Consider the following 16,276-nt stretch of genomic DNA (forward strand, 5'->3'; position numbering starts at 1 on the left):
CCACATCCATCCCCAGGAGACCCAGTGGCCAAGAAGTCGAAGGCGGAGGAGCGCCGCGCTCGCGCCGCCGCGCTGCGCGAGGAGCAGCGGAAGAAGGAACGTCGCGCCAAAGCCCTCAAGATCACCGGGATCAGCGTAGCCGCCGCCGCGGTCCTGGGTCTTCTGGGAACCGCGATCTTCATGGAGTTCCGCTCCCGCAACATCCAGGGCGTGCAGGAGTACGCCATCGACGAGTACAACCACGTCCAGACGGGACAGCGCGTCGACTACGCCCAGTCCCCGCCGGTCGGCGGCCAGCACTGGAGCAGCTGGCAGAACTGCGGTGTCTACGCGGACACGCTGATGCCGGAGTTCGCGGTCCACGCCCTGGAGCACGGCGCGGTCTGGATCACCTACGACCCGGAGCTGCCCGAGGCGGAGGTGGAGGCGCTGGAGGGCTTCTACAACCCCGGCGACTACCTGGTCATCAGCCCCTACGACGGGGAGATGCCCGCGCCGATCGTCGCCTCCAGCTGGGGCCGCCAGATCACCGCGGAGAGCGCCGACGACGAGGAACTCGCCCGCTACGTGCGGTTCTACGAGCGCGGCAGCGACGTTCCCGAGCCGGGTGCCGCCTGCTCGGGCGCCATCCAGGAGACCGCTCCCGAGATCGAGGCCCAGATCGCCGAACAGGGTGAGGACGCCGAGGCCCTTGAAGGCGCGGAAATGGACAGCGAGGAGACCGGGAACGAGGACTCCGGTTCCGAGGACGCTGCCAACAACGAGGACAGCGAAACCGGGGACGAGGACTAGGAGCGGGGCGGGCGCCCCGCTGCCTCCCGGTGTCCCCGGGGCCGCGGAAGCGGGGCCGGAGGCGGAGAACCGTCTCCGGCCCCGCACGTCTGTCCGGGGCGCGGAAGAGCCCCCGGCGGGGTCACCGGCCGCTGTCGGCGCGCTCCTCCAGGTGCTCGTCGACCAGTTCGCTCACCTCGGCGAGCGCGGCCGCGGGCGGACCGTAGGAGGGTGGAACGGTCAGCTCGACGTGGGCCTCGCGCTCCACCACCGTGTACAGGGAGGGGGCGTCCTCGGGCGGGGAGAACCACGCCACACCGTTGACCTCCTGCAGAACCGAGTCCATCTGCAGGGAGGCGGGGCGGGGCACACCGCACCGCAGCCCGATGGGCGGGTCGCCCCAGGCGGCCGTGAGCTCCGAGTCGGGCCGCACACTCGCGCGTTCGGCGTCGAGCAGGGTGTCCGGGAGGTCGGCGACCAGCGCGGCGCAGACCTCGGCGGTCCGCTCGTCCGGCTCGGGCGGTTGTATCCGCACGGGCTGCTCGCCGCAGCCGACCGTCACCAGGGCGACGGCCAGAGCCGCCCCGAAGTAGCGCTTGCGCACAGTCAAACCCGCTCCATCGACCCGGTCGGCTTCAGATGTTGACGATGGGGCAGGTGAGCGTACGGTCGATGCCCTCCAGCCGCTGGATCCGGGCCACCACCAGAGTCCCCAGAGCGTCGATGTCGTCTGCCTTCGCCTGAACGATCACATCGTAGGGACCGGTGACGTCGTGTGCCTCCTCCACCCCCGCGATCCCCCGGATCCGGTTCGCGACCTCCGCCGCCTGGCCGACCTCGGTCTGGATCAGGATGTACGCCTGCACCATGGTGTCTTCTCCTTCGTGCTGTGCCGGGTGTGAGGTCGAGCGAACGCATCCCCGGCCGGAGGGCACAGCTGATGACGAACGGATGACGAACGTGGGGCTTGACCGCCGGGTCCGGACCACTTGAGCCGGAGCGTCACCGTACCCTGATCTCTGTGTTGAGCACCATTGGGGGACTTGGTGAGTTCGCTCTGATCACACGTGTGACGAGCCAATTCCCCAGTACGGACGATGTAATCCTCGGCCCCGGCGACGACGCCGCGGTCGTGGCCGCACCCGACGGGCGCACGGTCGCGACCACGGACCTCCTCGTCGAGGGCCGCCACTTCAGACGGGAGTGGTCCACCGCCCGGGACGTCGGGCACCGCGCCGTGGCGCAGAACTACGCCGACGTCGTGGCCATGGGCGCCCGCCCCACCGGGCTGCTCATCGGTTTCGCCGCGCCCGCCGACCTCCCACTGGCCTGGGCCGAGGAGTTCACCGCCGGGGTGCGCGAGGAGTGCGCCCTGGCCGGGGGAGCCGTGGTCGGCGGCGACATGGTGGGTTCGGACACCCTGACCATCGCCGTCACCGCCCTCGGCGACCTGGAGGGGCGCGCGCCGGTACGCCGTGACGGAGCCCGGGCGGGGGACGTGGTCGCCTACACCGGGCACCTCGGCCTCTCGGCCGCCGGGCTGGCCCTGCTGGAGCGGGGGGTCGACGGCCCCGCGGACTGCCTGTCCGAGCACCGGAGGCCGAGCCCGCCCTACGCCGCGGGCCCCGAGGCCGCCGTGCTGGGCGCGACCGCCATGCTCGACATCAGCGACGGCCTGGTCCAGGACCTGGGGCACATCTGCCGGGCGAGCGGGGTCCGTGTCGACCTGGAGTCGGACGCGCTCCGCCCCGAGCCCGCGCTCCTGGAGGCCGTCCGTGTGCTGGGCGCCCCGGCGGGGAACGCCGTGGCGGCCGCCCGCCGTCTGATGGCGGTGGGCGGAGAGGACCACGCGCTCGCTGCCGTCTTCCCGCCGGAGACCGGGCTCCCGGAGCACTGGCATGCGGTGGGGGTCGTGGCGGAGGCGCCCCGGGGCTCGGAGGAGGTTCCCGAGCACCCGGTCACACTGGACGGGGACGTGGTCGAACGCGGTGGATGGGATCATTTCCGGCGGGAGTGAGCCCCGTTTGGATTTGTCCTGTTTGGCGATCACGCTAGGCTTTGCCAACGCGGTCAGCTCTGCCTACCGGGCGTCCGTCCGGCCTCGTTGGAAAGCGGAACCGCGAAGGTCCGCACGAGGAACCACCCCTGATCCGGGAGCCGACGGGTGAGAGCGCAGGAAGGCCAGCGGAGCGGCGTCGGGAGGCGGCATATGGGGCGGCATGGCTAGTCGGCACGGCCCTCGTCGTGGAGCCCATCGCAGCGAGCCGGAGAACGCCGGCGCCCTGCGGCGGATCGGCGGACTCATCGAGAGCACGGTCCCCAAACGGGTCGAACCCCCGAGACTACTCAACGTCCTCATCATCTCCGGGGTGATCCTCGGGCTGCTCCTGTTCGGTTACAGCACCACACAGATCTACCTCCAGTTCGGCGGCACCCCCGGCGCGACGGAGGCCCCCGGCCGCCAGGACGGCGCCGAACCCAGCCATGACGCCTCCCCGGCCCCCGGGAGCGGGGACGCCTCCGCCGAGGAGGGCGGCGACGGGCCGCAGATCCAGGCCGGGACCGAACCCACCACCGTCGTCTACCAGGTACTGGAGACGACCTCGGTCGGCTTCACCGGCCGCGTCACCGTCACCAACACCTCGCAGACCCGGCTCGACACCTGGGAGCTGGCGCTGGCCTTCGAGTCCGCCGAGGTAACCGAGGTTCGCGACGCTGACTGGGAGCCCCTGGAGGACGGGATCCTGGCCCGCCCGTCCGGGAGCGGGGGCCAGCTCGAACCCGGGGCCTCGGCCTCTCTCACCTTCGACGCCGTCGGTCCCGCCCAGAGCCCCGTCCGGTGCTCCCTCAACGGGCACGTCTGTCGGCTGTGACCGGCGCCTACCCACCGGTGATCTTGCTACCAGGGGCAACTTCGGCGCCGAAATCGCCCTTGGTAGCAAGATCACCGCGGAAGAGGGGCCCGGAAACACGAAGAAGGCCCCCCGACCGGAGTCGGAGGGCTCTTCGAAGACAGCGGAGGGAGACCCTAGCGGGCCACCTTGCCGGCCTTGATGCACGAGGTGCACGCGTTCACACGCTTGGGCGTGCCGCCCACGCGGGTGCGAACGGTCTGGATGTTGGGGTTCCAGCGGCGGCGGGTGCGACGGTGCGAGTGGGAAACACTGTTACCGAACCCTGGTCCCTTGCCGCAGACGTCGCAGACGGAAGCCACGGTAACTCCATTCAAGTGCTCGGGATCGCGCACGTCGCCGCACGCGAGAGGTCATCCGACCAGAAGAGGCCGGGTGGGCAGGCTGGCGAGGAAGCCAACCGTGGAAGAGTACACGACAGACATGCCCGAAGGTGGAATCAGACCACTGGGGGCACCCGTACGCGCAACGGTGGAACGCGGTGCGGCCGAAGCCTCGCGCACCCACCGGAGCATCGAGATCAGCCACGCAGGCATGGCGAAAACGCGATGAACTCTAAGAAGTATACCGTTCCTGCGGACTGGACGGGATCGGTCCCGTTCGATCGCACGCCCCGAACGGTCCTGGGCGCACTGGATCCCCGGCGTACTCAGGTCCCGGTTCGGCGACACACATCCTGTGTGTGGTCCGTTTCCGGAGGCCGGTCTCCTCACGATCCGGCCGTGTGGGAGTGGTCGCAGGTGTGCGGGAGGCCCCAGACCATCGCGCTGGCGGCAAGGGGGCACGAACACTGACACCAAACCCGGCGTCTCAGGTCGCATACACATGGTAACTACATTCAGTGCGGTGCCCGCAGAACCACCGTCGCAGCGGGATCCGTTCACGCGCACGCACACCCGTGCACACTCAACGGCGAACAGTCCACCGCCCCCTGCTGGGAGGGGCGGCTGCCAGCTCCGGTTCGGCCCCGGACGTCGCACCGGAGGTCTAACGTGGCGTAGACCGATGCACGAGGCCAGGACGGGAACCACAGTGAGCACCTGGGACGAGCCGCTGCGCAAGGGACCACTCGGCGGCAGGACGGCGAAGGCACTCGCCGACAAACTCGATCTGCACACCCTCGGCGACCTGCTGCGCTACTACCCGCGCCGCTACGACCGCAGGGGCGAACTCACCGACCTCGCCCTCCTGAGGGAGGGGGAGGACGTCACCGTGCAGGCCAAGGTGCTGGACGCCAGGCGGCGCACCATCCCCGCCCGTCAGGGGCGCCGACGGATGGACATGATGGAGGCCACCGTCACCGACGGTACCGCCCGCCTGCACCTGACCTTCTTCAACCGGGGCTCCCACCACCAGAACACCCTGGTCCCCGGGCGGCTGGCCATGTTCTCCGGACGGGTCTCCACCTTCAAGGGGCGCCGACAGCTCGACCACCCCGAGTACGTCCTCCTCGACGACGACGGCCTCGAAGGCGAGGCCGCCCGCGCCTACGCGAACGAGCTCATCCCCGTCTACCCGGCGGTCAAGGGCCTGGACTCCGCCACGATCGCCCGCTCGGTCGGAGTCGCACTGGACTACTCCGTGGACATCCCCGACCCCCTGCCTCCGGAGCTGCGCGCGGACCAGGGCCTGCTCGGCGTGCACGGGGCGCTCCGCAGGATCCACCGGCCCGCGGAGTGGGCCGAGGTCGGCACCGCCCGACGCCGCCTGAAGTGGGACGAGGCCTTCGTCCTGCAGCTCGCCCTCGCCCAGCGCCGCCGGCAGGCCGGGGAGCTGCCCGCGACCCCCCGCCCCGGCGCGGACGGCTGCCTCCTCGACGCCTTCGACTCCCAGCTCCCCTTCACCCTCACCGAGGGCCAGAGCGAGGTCGGCGACCGGCTGGCGGAACGGCTCGACGCCACCCACCCCATGCACTGTCTGCTCCAGGGCGACGTCGGCGCGGGCAAGACCCTGGTGGCCCTGCGCGCGATGCTGCGGGTGGTGGACTCCGGCGGCCAGGCCGTCATGCTCGCCCCCACCGAGGTCCTCGCCCAGCAGCACCACCGCTCCATCAGTGCGATGCTCGGCGCGCTCGGCCGCGCCGGGCAGCTCGACGGCGCCGAGAACGCCACCCGTATCGCCCTGCTGACCGGTTCCATGAACACCGCGGCCCGCCGGGAGGCCCTGCTGGAGGCCGCCTCCGGCCGGGCCGGGATCGTGGTGGGCACCCACGCCCTCCTCCAGGAACACGTGTCCTTCGCCGACCTGGGCCTGGTGGTGGTGGACGAACAGCACCGCTTCGGGGTGGAGCAGCGCGACGCCCTACGGGAGAAGGCCCGGAACGGCCGGCCGCACGTGCTGGTGATGACCGCCACACCCATCCCGCGGACGGTCGCCATGACGGTCTACGGGGACCTGGACGTGGTCTCCCTCACCCAGTTGCCCGCGGGGCGTGCCCCCATCGCCACCCACATCGTCCCCACCAGCGAGAAACCGCACTTCCTCGCCCGTGCCTGGGAGCGGATCCGGGAGGAGGTGGGCCAGGGCCGCCAGGCGTTCGTGGTCTGCCCGCGGATCGGCGACGGCACCGAGGGCTCCGGCGGGGGAGAGGCCGGTGACGAGGTCGACGCTCCGCCGGAGGAGGCGCCGCCCGGGGCCCGCCCGCCGCTCGCCGTGCTGGAGGTGCTCGCCCGGTTGAAGGAGGGCCCGCTGGCCGACGTGCGGGTGGAGGCCCTGCACGGCCGGATGGCCCCGGACGACAAGGAGGCGGTGATGCGCCGCCTCTCGTCCGGGCGGACCGACGTGGTGGTCTCCACCACGGTCATCGAGGTCGGCGTGGACGTACCCAACGCCACGGTCATGGCCGTCATGGACGCCGACCGGTTCGGTATCTCGCAGCTGCACCAGTTGCGCGGCCGGGTCGGCCGGGGCAGCCTGCCCGGGCTCTGCCTGCTGGTCACCGAGTCCGAGGAGGGGACCCCCGCACGCGAGCGGCTGGCCGCGGTGGCCTCGACCACGGACGGGTTCGAACTGTCCCGTGCCGACCTGGAGATGCGCCGCGAGGGAGACGTGCTCGGCGACGCGCAGTCCGGGGCGCGTTCGAGCCTGCGGATGCTCACCCTGGTCCGGGACGAGGAGCTCATCGGCCGGGCCCGGGAGGAGGCCACCCGCCTCGTCGCCCGGGACCCGGAGCTGAAGGGGCACCCGCCCCTGGCTGACGCTCTGGCCGCGCTGCTGCCCGAGGAACGGGCGGAGTACCTCGACAAGACCTGAACCGCACTACCGTGGTGTTCATGACCCGCATCATCGCCGGGGCCGCGGGCGGGCGGCGTATCTCCGCCCCAGACGGCCGTACCACCCGACCCACCAGCGACCGGGCCCGCGAGGCCCTGTTCGCCTCCGTCCAGTCCGACCTCGGCTCCCTCGACGGACTCCGGGTCATGGACCTCTACGCCGGATCCGGGGCGATCGGCCTGGAGGCCCTGTCGCGCGGGGCTTCGCACGCCCTGCTGGTGGAGGCCGACCGCAGGGCCGCCCGGGTGGTGAAGGAGAACATCGCCACACTCCGGCTGCCGGGGGCCGAACTGGCCGCTGACCGGGTGGAGCGGGTCCTCGCGCGGGCGAACCACGGCGCACCCTACGACCTGGTGGTGGCCGACCCGCCCTACGCGGTCACCGACGACGAGGTCTCCTCGGTGCTCTCCGCCCTGGTCGGGCACGGGTGGCTGGCCGAGGACGCGGTCCTCGTGGTGGAGCGCTCCAAGCGCGGTGCCGAACCTGCCTGGCCAGAGGGGGTCGAACCCGACCGCAGCCGCAGGTACGGCGAGGCGATCCTCTGGTACGCCCGCACCGCCGGTTAGGGGCGGCGGCAGGGGGCGTTCTCCGGTGTTTCGCGCGGGAAGGTCCGGACGGCCCGCGCGTGGTGTGGCGGCGACCCGGCCCTGGTCGTCCTCGGTGTGAGTACGGACACAATTGTCCGGGGAAAGAACACTAAGCGGGTGTTGCCCGAATTGGTGTACGGGTGAACCCCTACGATCGCGGTACCCGAGAGTAGTTCTTGAGAGGGGCGATCCACCGTGCGCCGAGTCGTCTGTCCGGGTTCCTTCGACCCGGTCACCCACGGTCACATCGACATCATCGGACGAGCCGCCAAACAGTACGACGAGGTCATCGCCGCCGTACTCAACAACGTCAACAAACGGGGACTCTTCACCGTCCCCGAGAAGATCGACATGCTCACCGAGGGCACCGCGGAGTTCGGCAACGTCCGGATCAGCGAGTTCGACGGACTCCTCGTCGACTTCTGCCGGGAGAACGGCATCGAGACCATCGTCCGCAGCCTGCGCTCCGTCAGCGACTTCGACTACGAACTCCAGATCGCGCAGATGAACTACCAGCTCTCCGGCGTGGAAACCGTCTTCATGACCGCCAACCCCCAGTACTCCTTCCTGTCCTCCAGCCTGGTCCGCGAGATCGCCCAGCACCGCGGCGACGTCTCCAGTCTGGTCACGCCCTACGTCCAGGGCCGCCTCAGGGAGAAGTACGCCGAACGCCACCAGGGGTAGGGGCCGGCGGCCCCGTCCGCGGCCTGCGCACAGTCCTCCCCGGGTGCTGATTTGGGTGGTCGGGGACATGGTAGGTAGAATCTGGGTTCGACCATGGGCGTCGCCGGTCTCCGGCGTGCGCTCAGGCCGGTCAGCACCACCGCGACAACCGACGCCGAGCGCGTCGGAGCCCGCGTGCCCGGCACCCGTTAACTCTTCTGAAAGCGCGATCACTCTGTCTCGTCTAGATGCCCGTGACCCGTACGTGGTCGACACCCGCCAGCTGGGCCGCCAGCCGGGGTCGATGCGGACCGTCAACCGAATCGTGACCGTCCCCGAGGCGTTCGAGACGGCGATGGCCAGCGTGCCCAAGGGCCAGGAGATCGAGCTGGACCTGCGCCTGGAGGCGGTGATGGAGGGGGTCCTCGTCACCGGAACCGCCCACGGGCGCCTCAACGCGGAGTGCTCCCGCTGCCTCGACCCTCTGAGCGAGGAGCTGGAGGCCGACTTCCAGGAGCTGTACCGCTACGCCGCCGACGAGGAAGAGAGCGGCGGAAGTGACGAGGACGCGGGCGACGAGGATGAGGACTACTATCTAGAGGGCGATCTGCTCGACCTCGGACCGGTAATCCGAGACGCCGTCGTGCTCGCGCTCCCACTCTCACCGCTGTGCGGCCCGGACTGCCCCGGCCTGTGCGCCGAGTGCGGGGTCAAACTCGCCGACGCCGGACCCGACCACGGTCACGGCGACGGTGTCGACCCGCGTTGGGAAGCGCTCCGCTCGATCGCGGAGGATCCCGGACAGCAGTGAGCTCGTGAACCGATCGCGTGCGGTGTCCGCCGGGCACCGCTGACGACCGGAGCACACCCTCCCCGCCACAGCGCGCGGGGTGACCAGATAAGCGACCTCCCGCGACCGCGCGGGGGTGACCCAGGAGGATTGAAGTGGCCGTCCCGAAGCGGAAGATGTCGCGGAGCAACACCCGGACCCGCCGTTCCCAGTGGAAGGCGTCGCGCCCGGTGCTGGTCAACTGCCCGCGCTGCCGTGACCCGAAGCAGCCCCACATCGCGTGCCCGACCTGCGGCACCTACAACAACCGCCAGGTCACCAACCCGGCCTAACCCGCGGATGACAGGCTTCGGGTCCAGCATCCGATCCAGTACTCCCGAGGCGCATCGGGGCGGAACCCACTGAGGGGTCCGCCCCGCAGCGCTGTCAGGGGGAGGGGCTGTCTCGGGGACCCCCGGCCCCGGAGCTTTGTAGAGTGATCTGGGAAACCCCGGGAACGAACCTTCCCGGGGCAGCCCAACACCGGTGATCCGGGTTCCGTGCGGACTCCCGAGATCGTGGTGGCCGCCGGGGGAGCGAGTGCTCCCGCGACGATCACCTCGTTTTCGAGCGTCCTGGCCGGACCGGGGAACCCTCCACCTCCGCGTGCCGCGCACCGGCACGCCCGACAGGGAAGCGAACTCGCGTGGCCAGCCAACTCTCCGTCTCCGAAGCCAGGTCGTTCCATCAGGCGATCGGGGTCGAGGTCGACCCCAAGATCCTGCTCCGCGCCCTGACCCACCGCTCCTACGCCTACGAGAAGGGCGGCCTGCCCACCAACGAGCGCCTGGAGTTCCTCGGCGACTCCGTGCTCGGCCTGGTGGTCACCGACACCCTCTTCCGCAAGCACCCGGACCTGCCCGAGGGTCAGCTCGCCAAGCTGCGCGCCGCCGTGGTCAACATGCGCGCCCTCGCCGACGTCGCACGGGGGCTGGGCATCGGCACCTACATCCGGCTCGGCCGGGGCGAGGAGGGCACCGGGGGCCGGGACAAGTCCTCGATCCTCGCGGACACCCTCGAAGCCATCATCGGCGCGGTCTACCTGGACCGCGGCCTCGACGTGGCCTCGGAGTTCGTGCACCGCCTCTTCGATCCGCTCATCGCCACCGCCTCCGGGCTGGGCGCCGGACTGGACTGGAAGACCTCCCTCCAGGAGCTCACCGCCGCCCGGATGCTCGGTGTGCCCGAGTACCACGTCGACGAGAGCGGCCCCGACCACCAGAAGACCTTCCGCGCCACCGTCCGGGTGGCGGGGGAGAGCTACGGCCTGGGCGAGGGCCGCAGCAAGAAGGAGGCCGAGCAGCAGGCCGCCGAATCCGCCTGGAAGGCCATCCGCGCCCGTGCGGACGCCGCCGAGAAGGCCAAGGGCAAGGCCACCGGCCAGGGGCAGGGCTGAGGAATGCCGGAGCTCCCCGAGGTGGAGGTCGTCCGACGCGGCCTCAGCGAGCACGCGGTGGGACGGCGGATCGGTGCCGTCGAGGTGCTGCACCCGCGTTCGGTCCGCCGGCACGTGCCGGGCCCCGCCGACTTCGCCGGACGTCTGACCGGCCAGATCCCCACCGCGGTCCGCCGCCGGGGCAAGTACATGTGGCTCGTCCTGGACAGCGGTGACATGCTCCTCACCCATCTGGGTATGAGCGGGCAGATGCTGGTGCAGCCGCAGGGCAAGCCGGACGAGAGGCACCTGCGGGTGCGCCTGACCCTGGCCGACGGCAACGAACTGCGCTTCGTCGACCAGCGCACCTTCGGCCACCTGCTGGTGGACCAGGCGGGGGAGCACGCCGAGGTGCCCTCGTCGGTGGACCACATCGCGCTGGACCCGCTGGACCCCGGCTTCGTCCCGGAGGCGTTCGTCCGGGCGCTGCGAGCCAAGCGGACCGAGGTCAAACGGGCCCTGCTCGACCAGTCGCTGATCAGCGGCGTGGGCAACATCTACGCGGACGAGGCGTTGTGGCGGGCGCGGCTGCACTGGGCCCGGTCCACCCGGGGGCTGACCAACGACCAGGCCGGGGAACTGCTCGGCCACGTCAGCGACGTGATGACCGAGGCCTTGGAGGTGGGCGGCACCACCTTCGACGGGCTGTACGTCAACGTCAACGGGGAGAGCGGGTACTTCGAACGCGGGCTCAACGCCTACGGGCGGCGGGACCGGCCCTGCGGGCGCTGCGGCACACCGATCGTGCGCGAGGCGTTCATGAACCGTTCGTCGTTCAGTTGCCCGAGCTGCCAGCGGGCTCCGCGCCCGCGTTCCTGAGGCGGGCGTTCCTGCGGGCCCGGGTCCCGGAGGTCGGCGGAGAGGCCCGCAGACATGGTTGATATGTCCGATTGTGTGCCCTAAAGGGCTTTCGGGGCGTGTCGGTGAGGAAAGTGTCTCCGTGAAGTAAGGGAGAGTTCGGGGCCGTGAGGAAAGAGGAAGAGCCCGTCCGGTTGACCGCGTGGGTGCGCGGGCGGGTCCAGGGTGTGGGTTTCCGCTGGTGGGTGCGGTCTCGCGGGTTGGAGTCGGGGCTGACCGGAGCCGCCACCAACCTGGACGACGGCCGGGTCGAGGTCGTCGCGGAAGGGCCCAGGGTGGGCTGCGAGAGGCTCCTGGGACACCTGAGAAGCGGAGAAACCCCCGGACGGGTGGACTCCGTGGTCGAACGCTGGGCTTCGGCGGGGGGTTCCTTCGACGGTTTCGTCGAACGGTGAGTATGCTGGAAGGGTAACGCGGTCCGAACATCGACCGTGGGGCGGCGCGGCCGAGCGGTAGCCGGGCGCCGCGACACACGGACCACCGCGCAAGCCGTTTCCGGGCCCTGCGTACCGGCTCCGCCGGGGGTGGATCATGTTCGTGCCGTGCGATACCACATGCCCTGGGCGTTTCTGTCTGGGTTTTGGTCGTTACGGACCGTTGTAATCCAATCTTGACCAGTGGCGCGCAGAGTGAGACTCTGGAAGGTACACAGCGCATCTTCCGCCCGTGCTGTCGGCCCACGGTAGGTGGGACCGACAGGAACACGGGTCACGTATGTGCGCATCACCACTGGTCACTCACTGTGGAGGACCCACACCATGGCGAAGGCTCTGTTTGGCCACGTTGGCGGCTCCGACCCGCGTATGGTCTCGGAGATGCGACGTCTCCAGAAGCGGGTACGCGACCTTGAGGACGAGATCAGCCGTCTTCAGGCCCAGAACGACCAGCTCAGCATGGCCGTCACCGACGTCGCTGGCGCGACCGACCGCGAGCCCGCGCTCGCCTGATTTCCGTTTCACCGTCGTGGGGTCGAAGGAAGTGGCCCGTACACGACACCTTTGATCCGCTGATGATCCACTGACGGGGACGCCGAACGCATCACAGGCGTCCCTGGCCGGATCACTGACGAAACCCGGTCGTCGCGGACCGGGACCCAGTGGACAATCCGCCGTACGCTTTTCCTTTCCCTTGCGGCTTCTTTACCGTTGTACCCGGCGGGCCCCTACGCAACCCTCCGTGTCCGCCGGATATCCCCCTCCTTCCGTCCTCCCGGGCCTCTCCCCGCCTCCGGCCGACGGTGGTGCAGGTCATCGGCCCCGGGTCTTCCCAACACCGCCCCTCGGCCACCGCTTCGTGGCACCCTTGTTGTCGGCCCCGTGGCGACCGCCCGTGGCAGGAACGGTGACCGACGTGGGAGGCGCGGGTGTACCTGAAGAATCTGACGCTACGCGGCTTCAAGTCGTTCGCGTCGGCCACCACCCTGCGCTTCGAGCCCGGGATCACCTGTGTGGTGGGGCCCAACGGTTCGGGCAAGTCCAACGTCGTCGACGCCCTGTCCTGGGTGATGGGCGAACAGGGGGCCAAGTCCCTGCGCGGCGGCAAGATGGAGGACGTGATCTTCGCGGGCACCTCCACCCGCCAGGCGCTGGGCCGCGCCGAGGTCAGCCTCACCATCGACAACACCGACGGCGCCCTGCCGATCGACTACACCGAGGTCACCATCAGGCGGACGATGTTCCGCAACGGCGGCTCGGAGTACGCGATCAACGGTGACACCTGCCGCCTGCTCGACATCCAGGACCTGCTCAGCGACTCCGGTATCGGCCGCGAGATGCACGTCATCGTCGGCCAGGGCCAGTTGGACACCGTCCTGCACGCCGGACCCGAGGAGCGCCGCGCCCTCATCGAGGAGGCGGCGGGCATCCTCAAGCACCGCAAACGCAAAGAGAAGGCGATCCGCAAGCTCAACGCGATGCAGGGCAACCTGGACCGCGTCACCGACCTCACCGCCGAACTGCGCCGCCAGCTCAAGCCCCTGGGCAGGCAGGCCGAACTCGCCCGCAGGGCCGCCGTCATCCAGGCCGACCTGCGCGACGCCCGGCTGCGCCTGCTCGCCGACGACATCGTCACCCTCACCGACCAGCTGGCCAAGGAGGAGGCGGACGAAAAGGAGGTCCTGGCGCACCGGAAGGCCGCCGAGACCTCCCTCAACCAGGCCCAGGCACGCGAGGCCGAATTGGACGAGCGGGCCACCGCCGCCGCTCCGGTCCTGGCCCGGGCCACCGAGACCTACCACGCGTTGTCCCGGCTCACCGAGCGCCTCGAAGCCGTACGCGGGCTGGCCACCGAGCGCCACCGGAACCTGGTCGCGGTGCAGGGCGAGGTCGTCCAGCGCCGCGACCCCGAGGAACTGGAGATGGAGGCCGAGGAGGCCGCCGCCCAGGAGGAGGAACTCCAGACCCGGCTGGAGGAGGCCCGCGAGGTCCTGGAGACCAGTGTCACCGAGCGCTCCGCCGCGGAGGACGCCCTGCACCGCGAGGAGCGCCGGCTGGAGGCCGCCTCCCGTGCCGCGGCCGAACGCCGGGAGGGTATCGTCCGGGCGGCCGCCCGAGTGGAGAGCCTACGGGGACGACTGACCTCGCAGGAGAGCGAGATCAGCCGGCTGGAGGAGGCCGCCCGGCAGGCCGCCGAACGAGCCGTCGCCGCCCAGGCCGAGTACGAGACGGCGGCCGAGGAGTCCGCCGGGTTGGACGAGGGCGACGCCGAACTCGACGAGACCCAGGAGCGCTTCGCCCGCCGGCTGTCGGCCGTGGACGCCGAACTCAACGAGCTTCGCGACACCGAGCGCACCGCCGAGGGCGAGCGTGCCGCGCTGGCCGCCCGCAAGGAGGCCCTCGAGCTGGGCCTGGCGCACAAGGACGGCGCCGGAACCCTCCTGGAGGCCGGACTTCCCGGCATGCTCGGCAGCCTCGCCGCCCTCGTACAGGTCGATCCCGGTCACGAGACCGCCGTCGCCGCGGCCTTCGGGGCCGCAGCGGGGGCCGTCGCCGTCCGGGACGAGGCCAGCGCCACCGCGGCCCTGGAACTCCTCAAGTCCGAGGACGCCGGACGGGCCGGGATCGTGGTGGCCCGCGCGATCCCCTCCGCCGACCGCGCCGACTGGCCGCCCCTGCCCGGCGGCGTGCGCTACGCCGCCGACGCCGTCTCCGCGCCCGGGGACCTGTCCGACGCGGTGCACGCACTGCTCGACCGGGTGGCCCTGGCCTCCGACGCCCGGGGCGCCCGTGACCTGGTCCGCGCACTGCCCGGGGTTCGCGCGGTCACCCCTGAGGGCGACGTCTTCGCCGCCGAGATGGTCCACGGCGGAACCGCGGCCGCGCCCAGCCTCCTGGAGGTCCAGGCGGCGGTCGACGAGGCCGCCGAACGGTTGGAGGCCGCCACCGAGGCGGCCAAGCGCGTGGCCGTGGAGCTGGACGCCAAGAAACGCGAACGGGCCGAGACCGCCGCCGCCGCCGAGGAGGTCACGGCGCGGCGCCGTCAGAGCGACCGCAGGCGCAACGAGTCCGCGCAGCTGCTGGGCAAACTGGGCGGACAGGCCCGCTCCGCCGAGGCCGAGTCCGAACGCTACGCCGCGGCCGCCGAGAAGGCCGCCGCCTCGCGTGGTGAGGAGGCCCGGAAGCTGGAGCGCCTGGAGGAGGAACTGGCCGAGGCCGAGGAGATCGCCGCCGCGGTCGAAGAGGAGGCGCCCGACGCCGACCACCGCGACGAGCTCGCCGCGCTGGCCTCCCGCGCCCGCGCCACCGAGATGGAGCGGCGGCTGGCCGTGCGCACCGCAGAGGAGAGGGCCCGTTCCATCGCGGGCCGGGCCGACGCGCTCCTCGCCCAGGCCGCCGAGGAGCGCCGCGCCGTGGAGCGCGAGGCCGAGCGCCGCCGCGAACGTGCCGCGCAGGCCACCGTCGCCCGGGCGGTGGCGGAGAGCGCACGGCTGGCCCTGGAGCGGATCGCCGCGTCCCTGGCCGCGGCCGAGACCGAGCGGGTGGCCGCCGAGGCCGAACGCGAGGCCCGCGAGGGGGAACTCAGGACCGTGCGCGCCCGGGTCCGGGAGCTGTCCGTGGAACTGGAGAAGCTCACCAGCTCCGCGCACAGCGGCGAGGTGGCCAGGGCCGAGCGCCGGATGCGCCTGGAGCAGCTGGAGACCAAGGCGGTGGAGGAACTGGGTGTGGACGTGCCCGCCCTGGTCGCCGAGTACGGCCCCCGGGTCCCGGTGCCGCCGCCGGTGGACGCGGGGGAGGAGGCGGTACCGCTGCCGTACGTCCGAGAGGTGCAGGCCAAGCGGCTCAGGGCCGCCGAGCGCCAGCTCAACCAGCTCGGCAAGATCAACCCGCTCGCGCTGGAGGAGTTCGCGGCGCTGGAGGAGCGGCACGCCTTCCTCAACGCGCAGTTGGAGGACCTCAAGAAGACGCGCCGGGACCTGATGGACATCGTCGCCGAGGTGGACGCCCGGGTGCAGGAGGTGTTCTCCGCCGCCTACCTGGACGTGGAGCGGGAGTTCGCGGCGATCTTCGGCAGGCTGTTCCCCGGCGGTGAGGGCAAACTGGTCCTGACCACGCCGGAGGACATGCTGACCACCGGTATCGAGGTGGAGGCCCGACCTCCGGGCAAGAAGGTCAAGCGGCTGTCGCTGCTGTCCGGCGGTGAGCGTTCGCTGACCGCCGTGGCCTTCCTCGCCGCCATCTTCAAGGCCCGTCCGTCGCCCTTCTACGTGATGGACGAGGTGGAGGCGGCCCTGGACGACACCAACCTCCAGCGTCTGCTGGTGATCTTCGAGGAACTGAGGGAGTCCTCGCAGCTCATCGTCATCACGCACCAGAAGCGCACGATGGAGTCGGCTGACGCGCTGTACGGCGTCACCATGCAGGGCGACGGCATCTCCCAGGTCATCAGCCAGAAGCTCGACCGGCCCGCCTGAGCCCGCCACTCTGGGACCGGCCCGTCCGGGAGCCCTGCT

At 71.1% G+C, this 16,276-nt stretch carries 16 protein-coding genes; 13 read left to right on the forward strand and 3 right to left on the reverse strand.

Annotated elements, in window-relative coordinates:
- The first annotated feature begins 24 nt into the window (after positions 1-24).
- Positions 25-792 (forward strand): thioredoxin-like domain-containing protein, encoded by a 768-nt coding sequence (locus IE195_RS21105; RefSeq protein WP_191274265.1) that lies wholly within the window; start codon positions 25-27, stop codon positions 790-792.
- Positions 793-913: 121 nt separating this feature from the next.
- On the opposite strand, the gene IE195_RS21110 is transcribed toward IE195_RS21105, so the two are convergent.
- Together IE195_RS21110 and IE195_RS21115 are read right to left on the reverse strand one after the other, a co-directional pair.
- Positions 914-1,375 (reverse strand): DUF3515 domain-containing protein, encoded by a 462-nt coding sequence (locus IE195_RS21110; protein ID WP_191274672.1) that lies wholly within the window; start codon positions 1,373-1,375, stop codon positions 914-916.
- Positions 1,376-1,406: 31 nt separating this feature from the next.
- Positions 1,407-1,640, reverse strand: coding sequence for an Lrp/AsnC family transcriptional regulator (locus tag IE195_RS21115; RefSeq protein ID WP_191274267.1), 234 nt, complete (start codon positions 1,638-1,640; stop codon positions 1,407-1,409).
- Positions 1,641-1,792: 152 nt separating this feature from the next.
- Here IE195_RS21115 and IE195_RS21120 point away from each other — a divergent pair, with 152 nt between their 5' ends.
- Both IE195_RS21120 and IE195_RS21125 read left to right on the forward strand, forming a co-directional pair.
- Positions 1,793-2,788, forward strand: coding sequence for a thiamine-phosphate kinase (locus tag IE195_RS21120; protein WP_191274269.1), 996 nt, complete (start codon positions 1,793-1,795; stop codon positions 2,786-2,788).
- A 202-nt stretch (positions 2,789-2,990) separates the two neighbouring features.
- Positions 2,991-3,644 (forward strand): cellulose binding domain-containing protein, encoded by a 654-nt coding sequence (locus IE195_RS21125; protein ID WP_191274271.1) that lies wholly within the window; start codon positions 2,991-2,993, stop codon positions 3,642-3,644.
- Between the two features lie 155 nt (positions 3,645-3,799).
- Here IE195_RS21125 and rpmB read toward each other — a convergent pair whose 3' ends face one another.
- Positions 3,800-3,985 carry a 50S ribosomal protein L28 gene (gene rpmB, locus IE195_RS21130; protein WP_073704548.1) on the reverse strand — a complete coding sequence of 62 codons (186 nt, stop codon included), beginning with the start codon at positions 3,983-3,985 and terminating at the stop codon, positions 3,800-3,802.
- Positions 3,986-4,715: 730 nt separating this feature from the next.
- Here rpmB and recG point away from each other — a divergent pair.
- The 10 genes from recG to smc all read left to right on the forward strand — a co-directional run bounded on the left by recG (position 4,716) and on the right by smc (position 16,237).
- A complete protein-coding gene (gene recG / locus IE195_RS21135) occupies positions 4,716-6,935 on the forward strand; it encodes an ATP-dependent DNA helicase RecG (RefSeq protein ID WP_191274273.1) in 2,220 nt (739 codons plus the stop codon).
- Positions 6,936-6,955: 20 nt separating this feature from the next.
- The gene (rsmD, locus tag IE195_RS21140; RefSeq protein WP_191274275.1) at positions 6,956-7,522 is read left to right on the forward strand and encodes a 16S rRNA (guanine(966)-N(2))-methyltransferase RsmD; all 567 of its coding nucleotides are present in this window, start codon (positions 6,956-6,958) and stop codon (positions 7,520-7,522) included.
- A 216-nt stretch (positions 7,523-7,738) separates the two neighbouring features.
- The gene (gene coaD, locus IE195_RS21145; protein WP_191274277.1) at positions 7,739-8,227 is read left to right on the forward strand and encodes a pantetheine-phosphate adenylyltransferase; all 489 of its coding nucleotides are present in this window, start codon (positions 7,739-7,741) and stop codon (positions 8,225-8,227) included.
- A 244-nt stretch (positions 8,228-8,471) separates the two neighbouring features.
- A complete protein-coding gene (locus IE195_RS21150; protein ID WP_191274279.1) occupies positions 8,472-9,017 on the forward strand; it encodes a YceD family protein in 546 nt (181 codons plus the stop codon).
- A gap of 134 nt (positions 9,018-9,151) precedes the next feature.
- Positions 9,152-9,328: a 50S ribosomal protein L32 gene (gene rpmF, locus IE195_RS21155; RefSeq protein ID WP_013151268.1), complete on the forward strand. Its 177-nt coding sequence runs from the start codon at positions 9,152-9,154 to the stop codon at positions 9,326-9,328.
- Between the two features lie 353 nt (positions 9,329-9,681).
- A complete protein-coding gene (gene rnc / locus IE195_RS21160) occupies positions 9,682-10,431 on the forward strand; it encodes a ribonuclease III (protein WP_191274282.1) in 750 nt (249 codons plus the stop codon).
- 3 nt (positions 10,432-10,434) lie between these two features.
- Positions 10,435-11,289: a bifunctional DNA-formamidopyrimidine glycosylase/DNA-(apurinic or apyrimidinic site) lyase gene (gene mutM / locus IE195_RS21165; RefSeq protein WP_191274284.1), complete on the forward strand. Its 855-nt coding sequence runs from the start codon at positions 10,435-10,437 to the stop codon at positions 11,287-11,289.
- 146 nt (positions 11,290-11,435) lie between these two features.
- Entirely contained in the window at positions 11,436-11,723 is a 288-nt protein-coding gene (locus tag IE195_RS21170) for an acylphosphatase (protein WP_191274286.1), read from the forward strand.
- Between the two features lie 363 nt (positions 11,724-12,086).
- Positions 12,087-12,275: a hypothetical protein gene (locus tag IE195_RS21175; protein WP_191274288.1), complete on the forward strand. Its 189-nt coding sequence runs from the start codon at positions 12,087-12,089 to the stop codon at positions 12,273-12,275.
- Positions 12,276-12,691: 416 nt separating this feature from the next.
- Positions 12,692-16,237, forward strand: coding sequence for a chromosome segregation protein SMC (gene smc, locus IE195_RS21180; RefSeq protein ID WP_191274298.1), 3,546 nt, complete (start codon positions 12,692-12,694; stop codon positions 16,235-16,237).
- Positions 16,238-16,276: the final 39 nt, after the last annotated feature.

The sequence above is a fragment of the Nocardiopsis terrae genome, assembly GCF_014651695.1.
GTDB classification, from domain to species: domain Bacteria; phylum Actinomycetota; class Actinomycetes; order Streptosporangiales; family Streptosporangiaceae; genus Nocardiopsis; species Nocardiopsis terrae.

What these genes read in the sequence shown, in the direction of transcription:
- IE195_RS21125 (WP_191274271.1), top strand. Translation starts at nt 2,991, where the DNA reads ATGGCTAGTCGGCACGGCCCTCGTCGTGGAGCCCATCGCAGCGAGCCG.
- IE195_RS21115 (WP_191274267.1), bottom strand. Translation starts at nt 1,640, where the DNA reads ATGGTGCAGGCGTACATCCTGATCCAGACCGAGGTCGGCCAGGCGGCG.
- IE195_RS21175 (WP_191274288.1), top strand. Translation starts at nt 12,087, where the DNA reads ATGGCGAAGGCTCTGTTTGGCCACGTTGGCGGCTCCGACCCGCGTATG.
- mutM (WP_191274284.1), top strand. Translation starts at nt 10,435, where the DNA reads ATGCCGGAGCTCCCCGAGGTGGAGGTCGTCCGACGCGGCCTCAGCGAG.
- rsmD (WP_191274275.1), top strand. Translation starts at nt 6,956, where the DNA reads ATGACCCGCATCATCGCCGGGGCCGCGGGCGGGCGGCGTATCTCCGCC.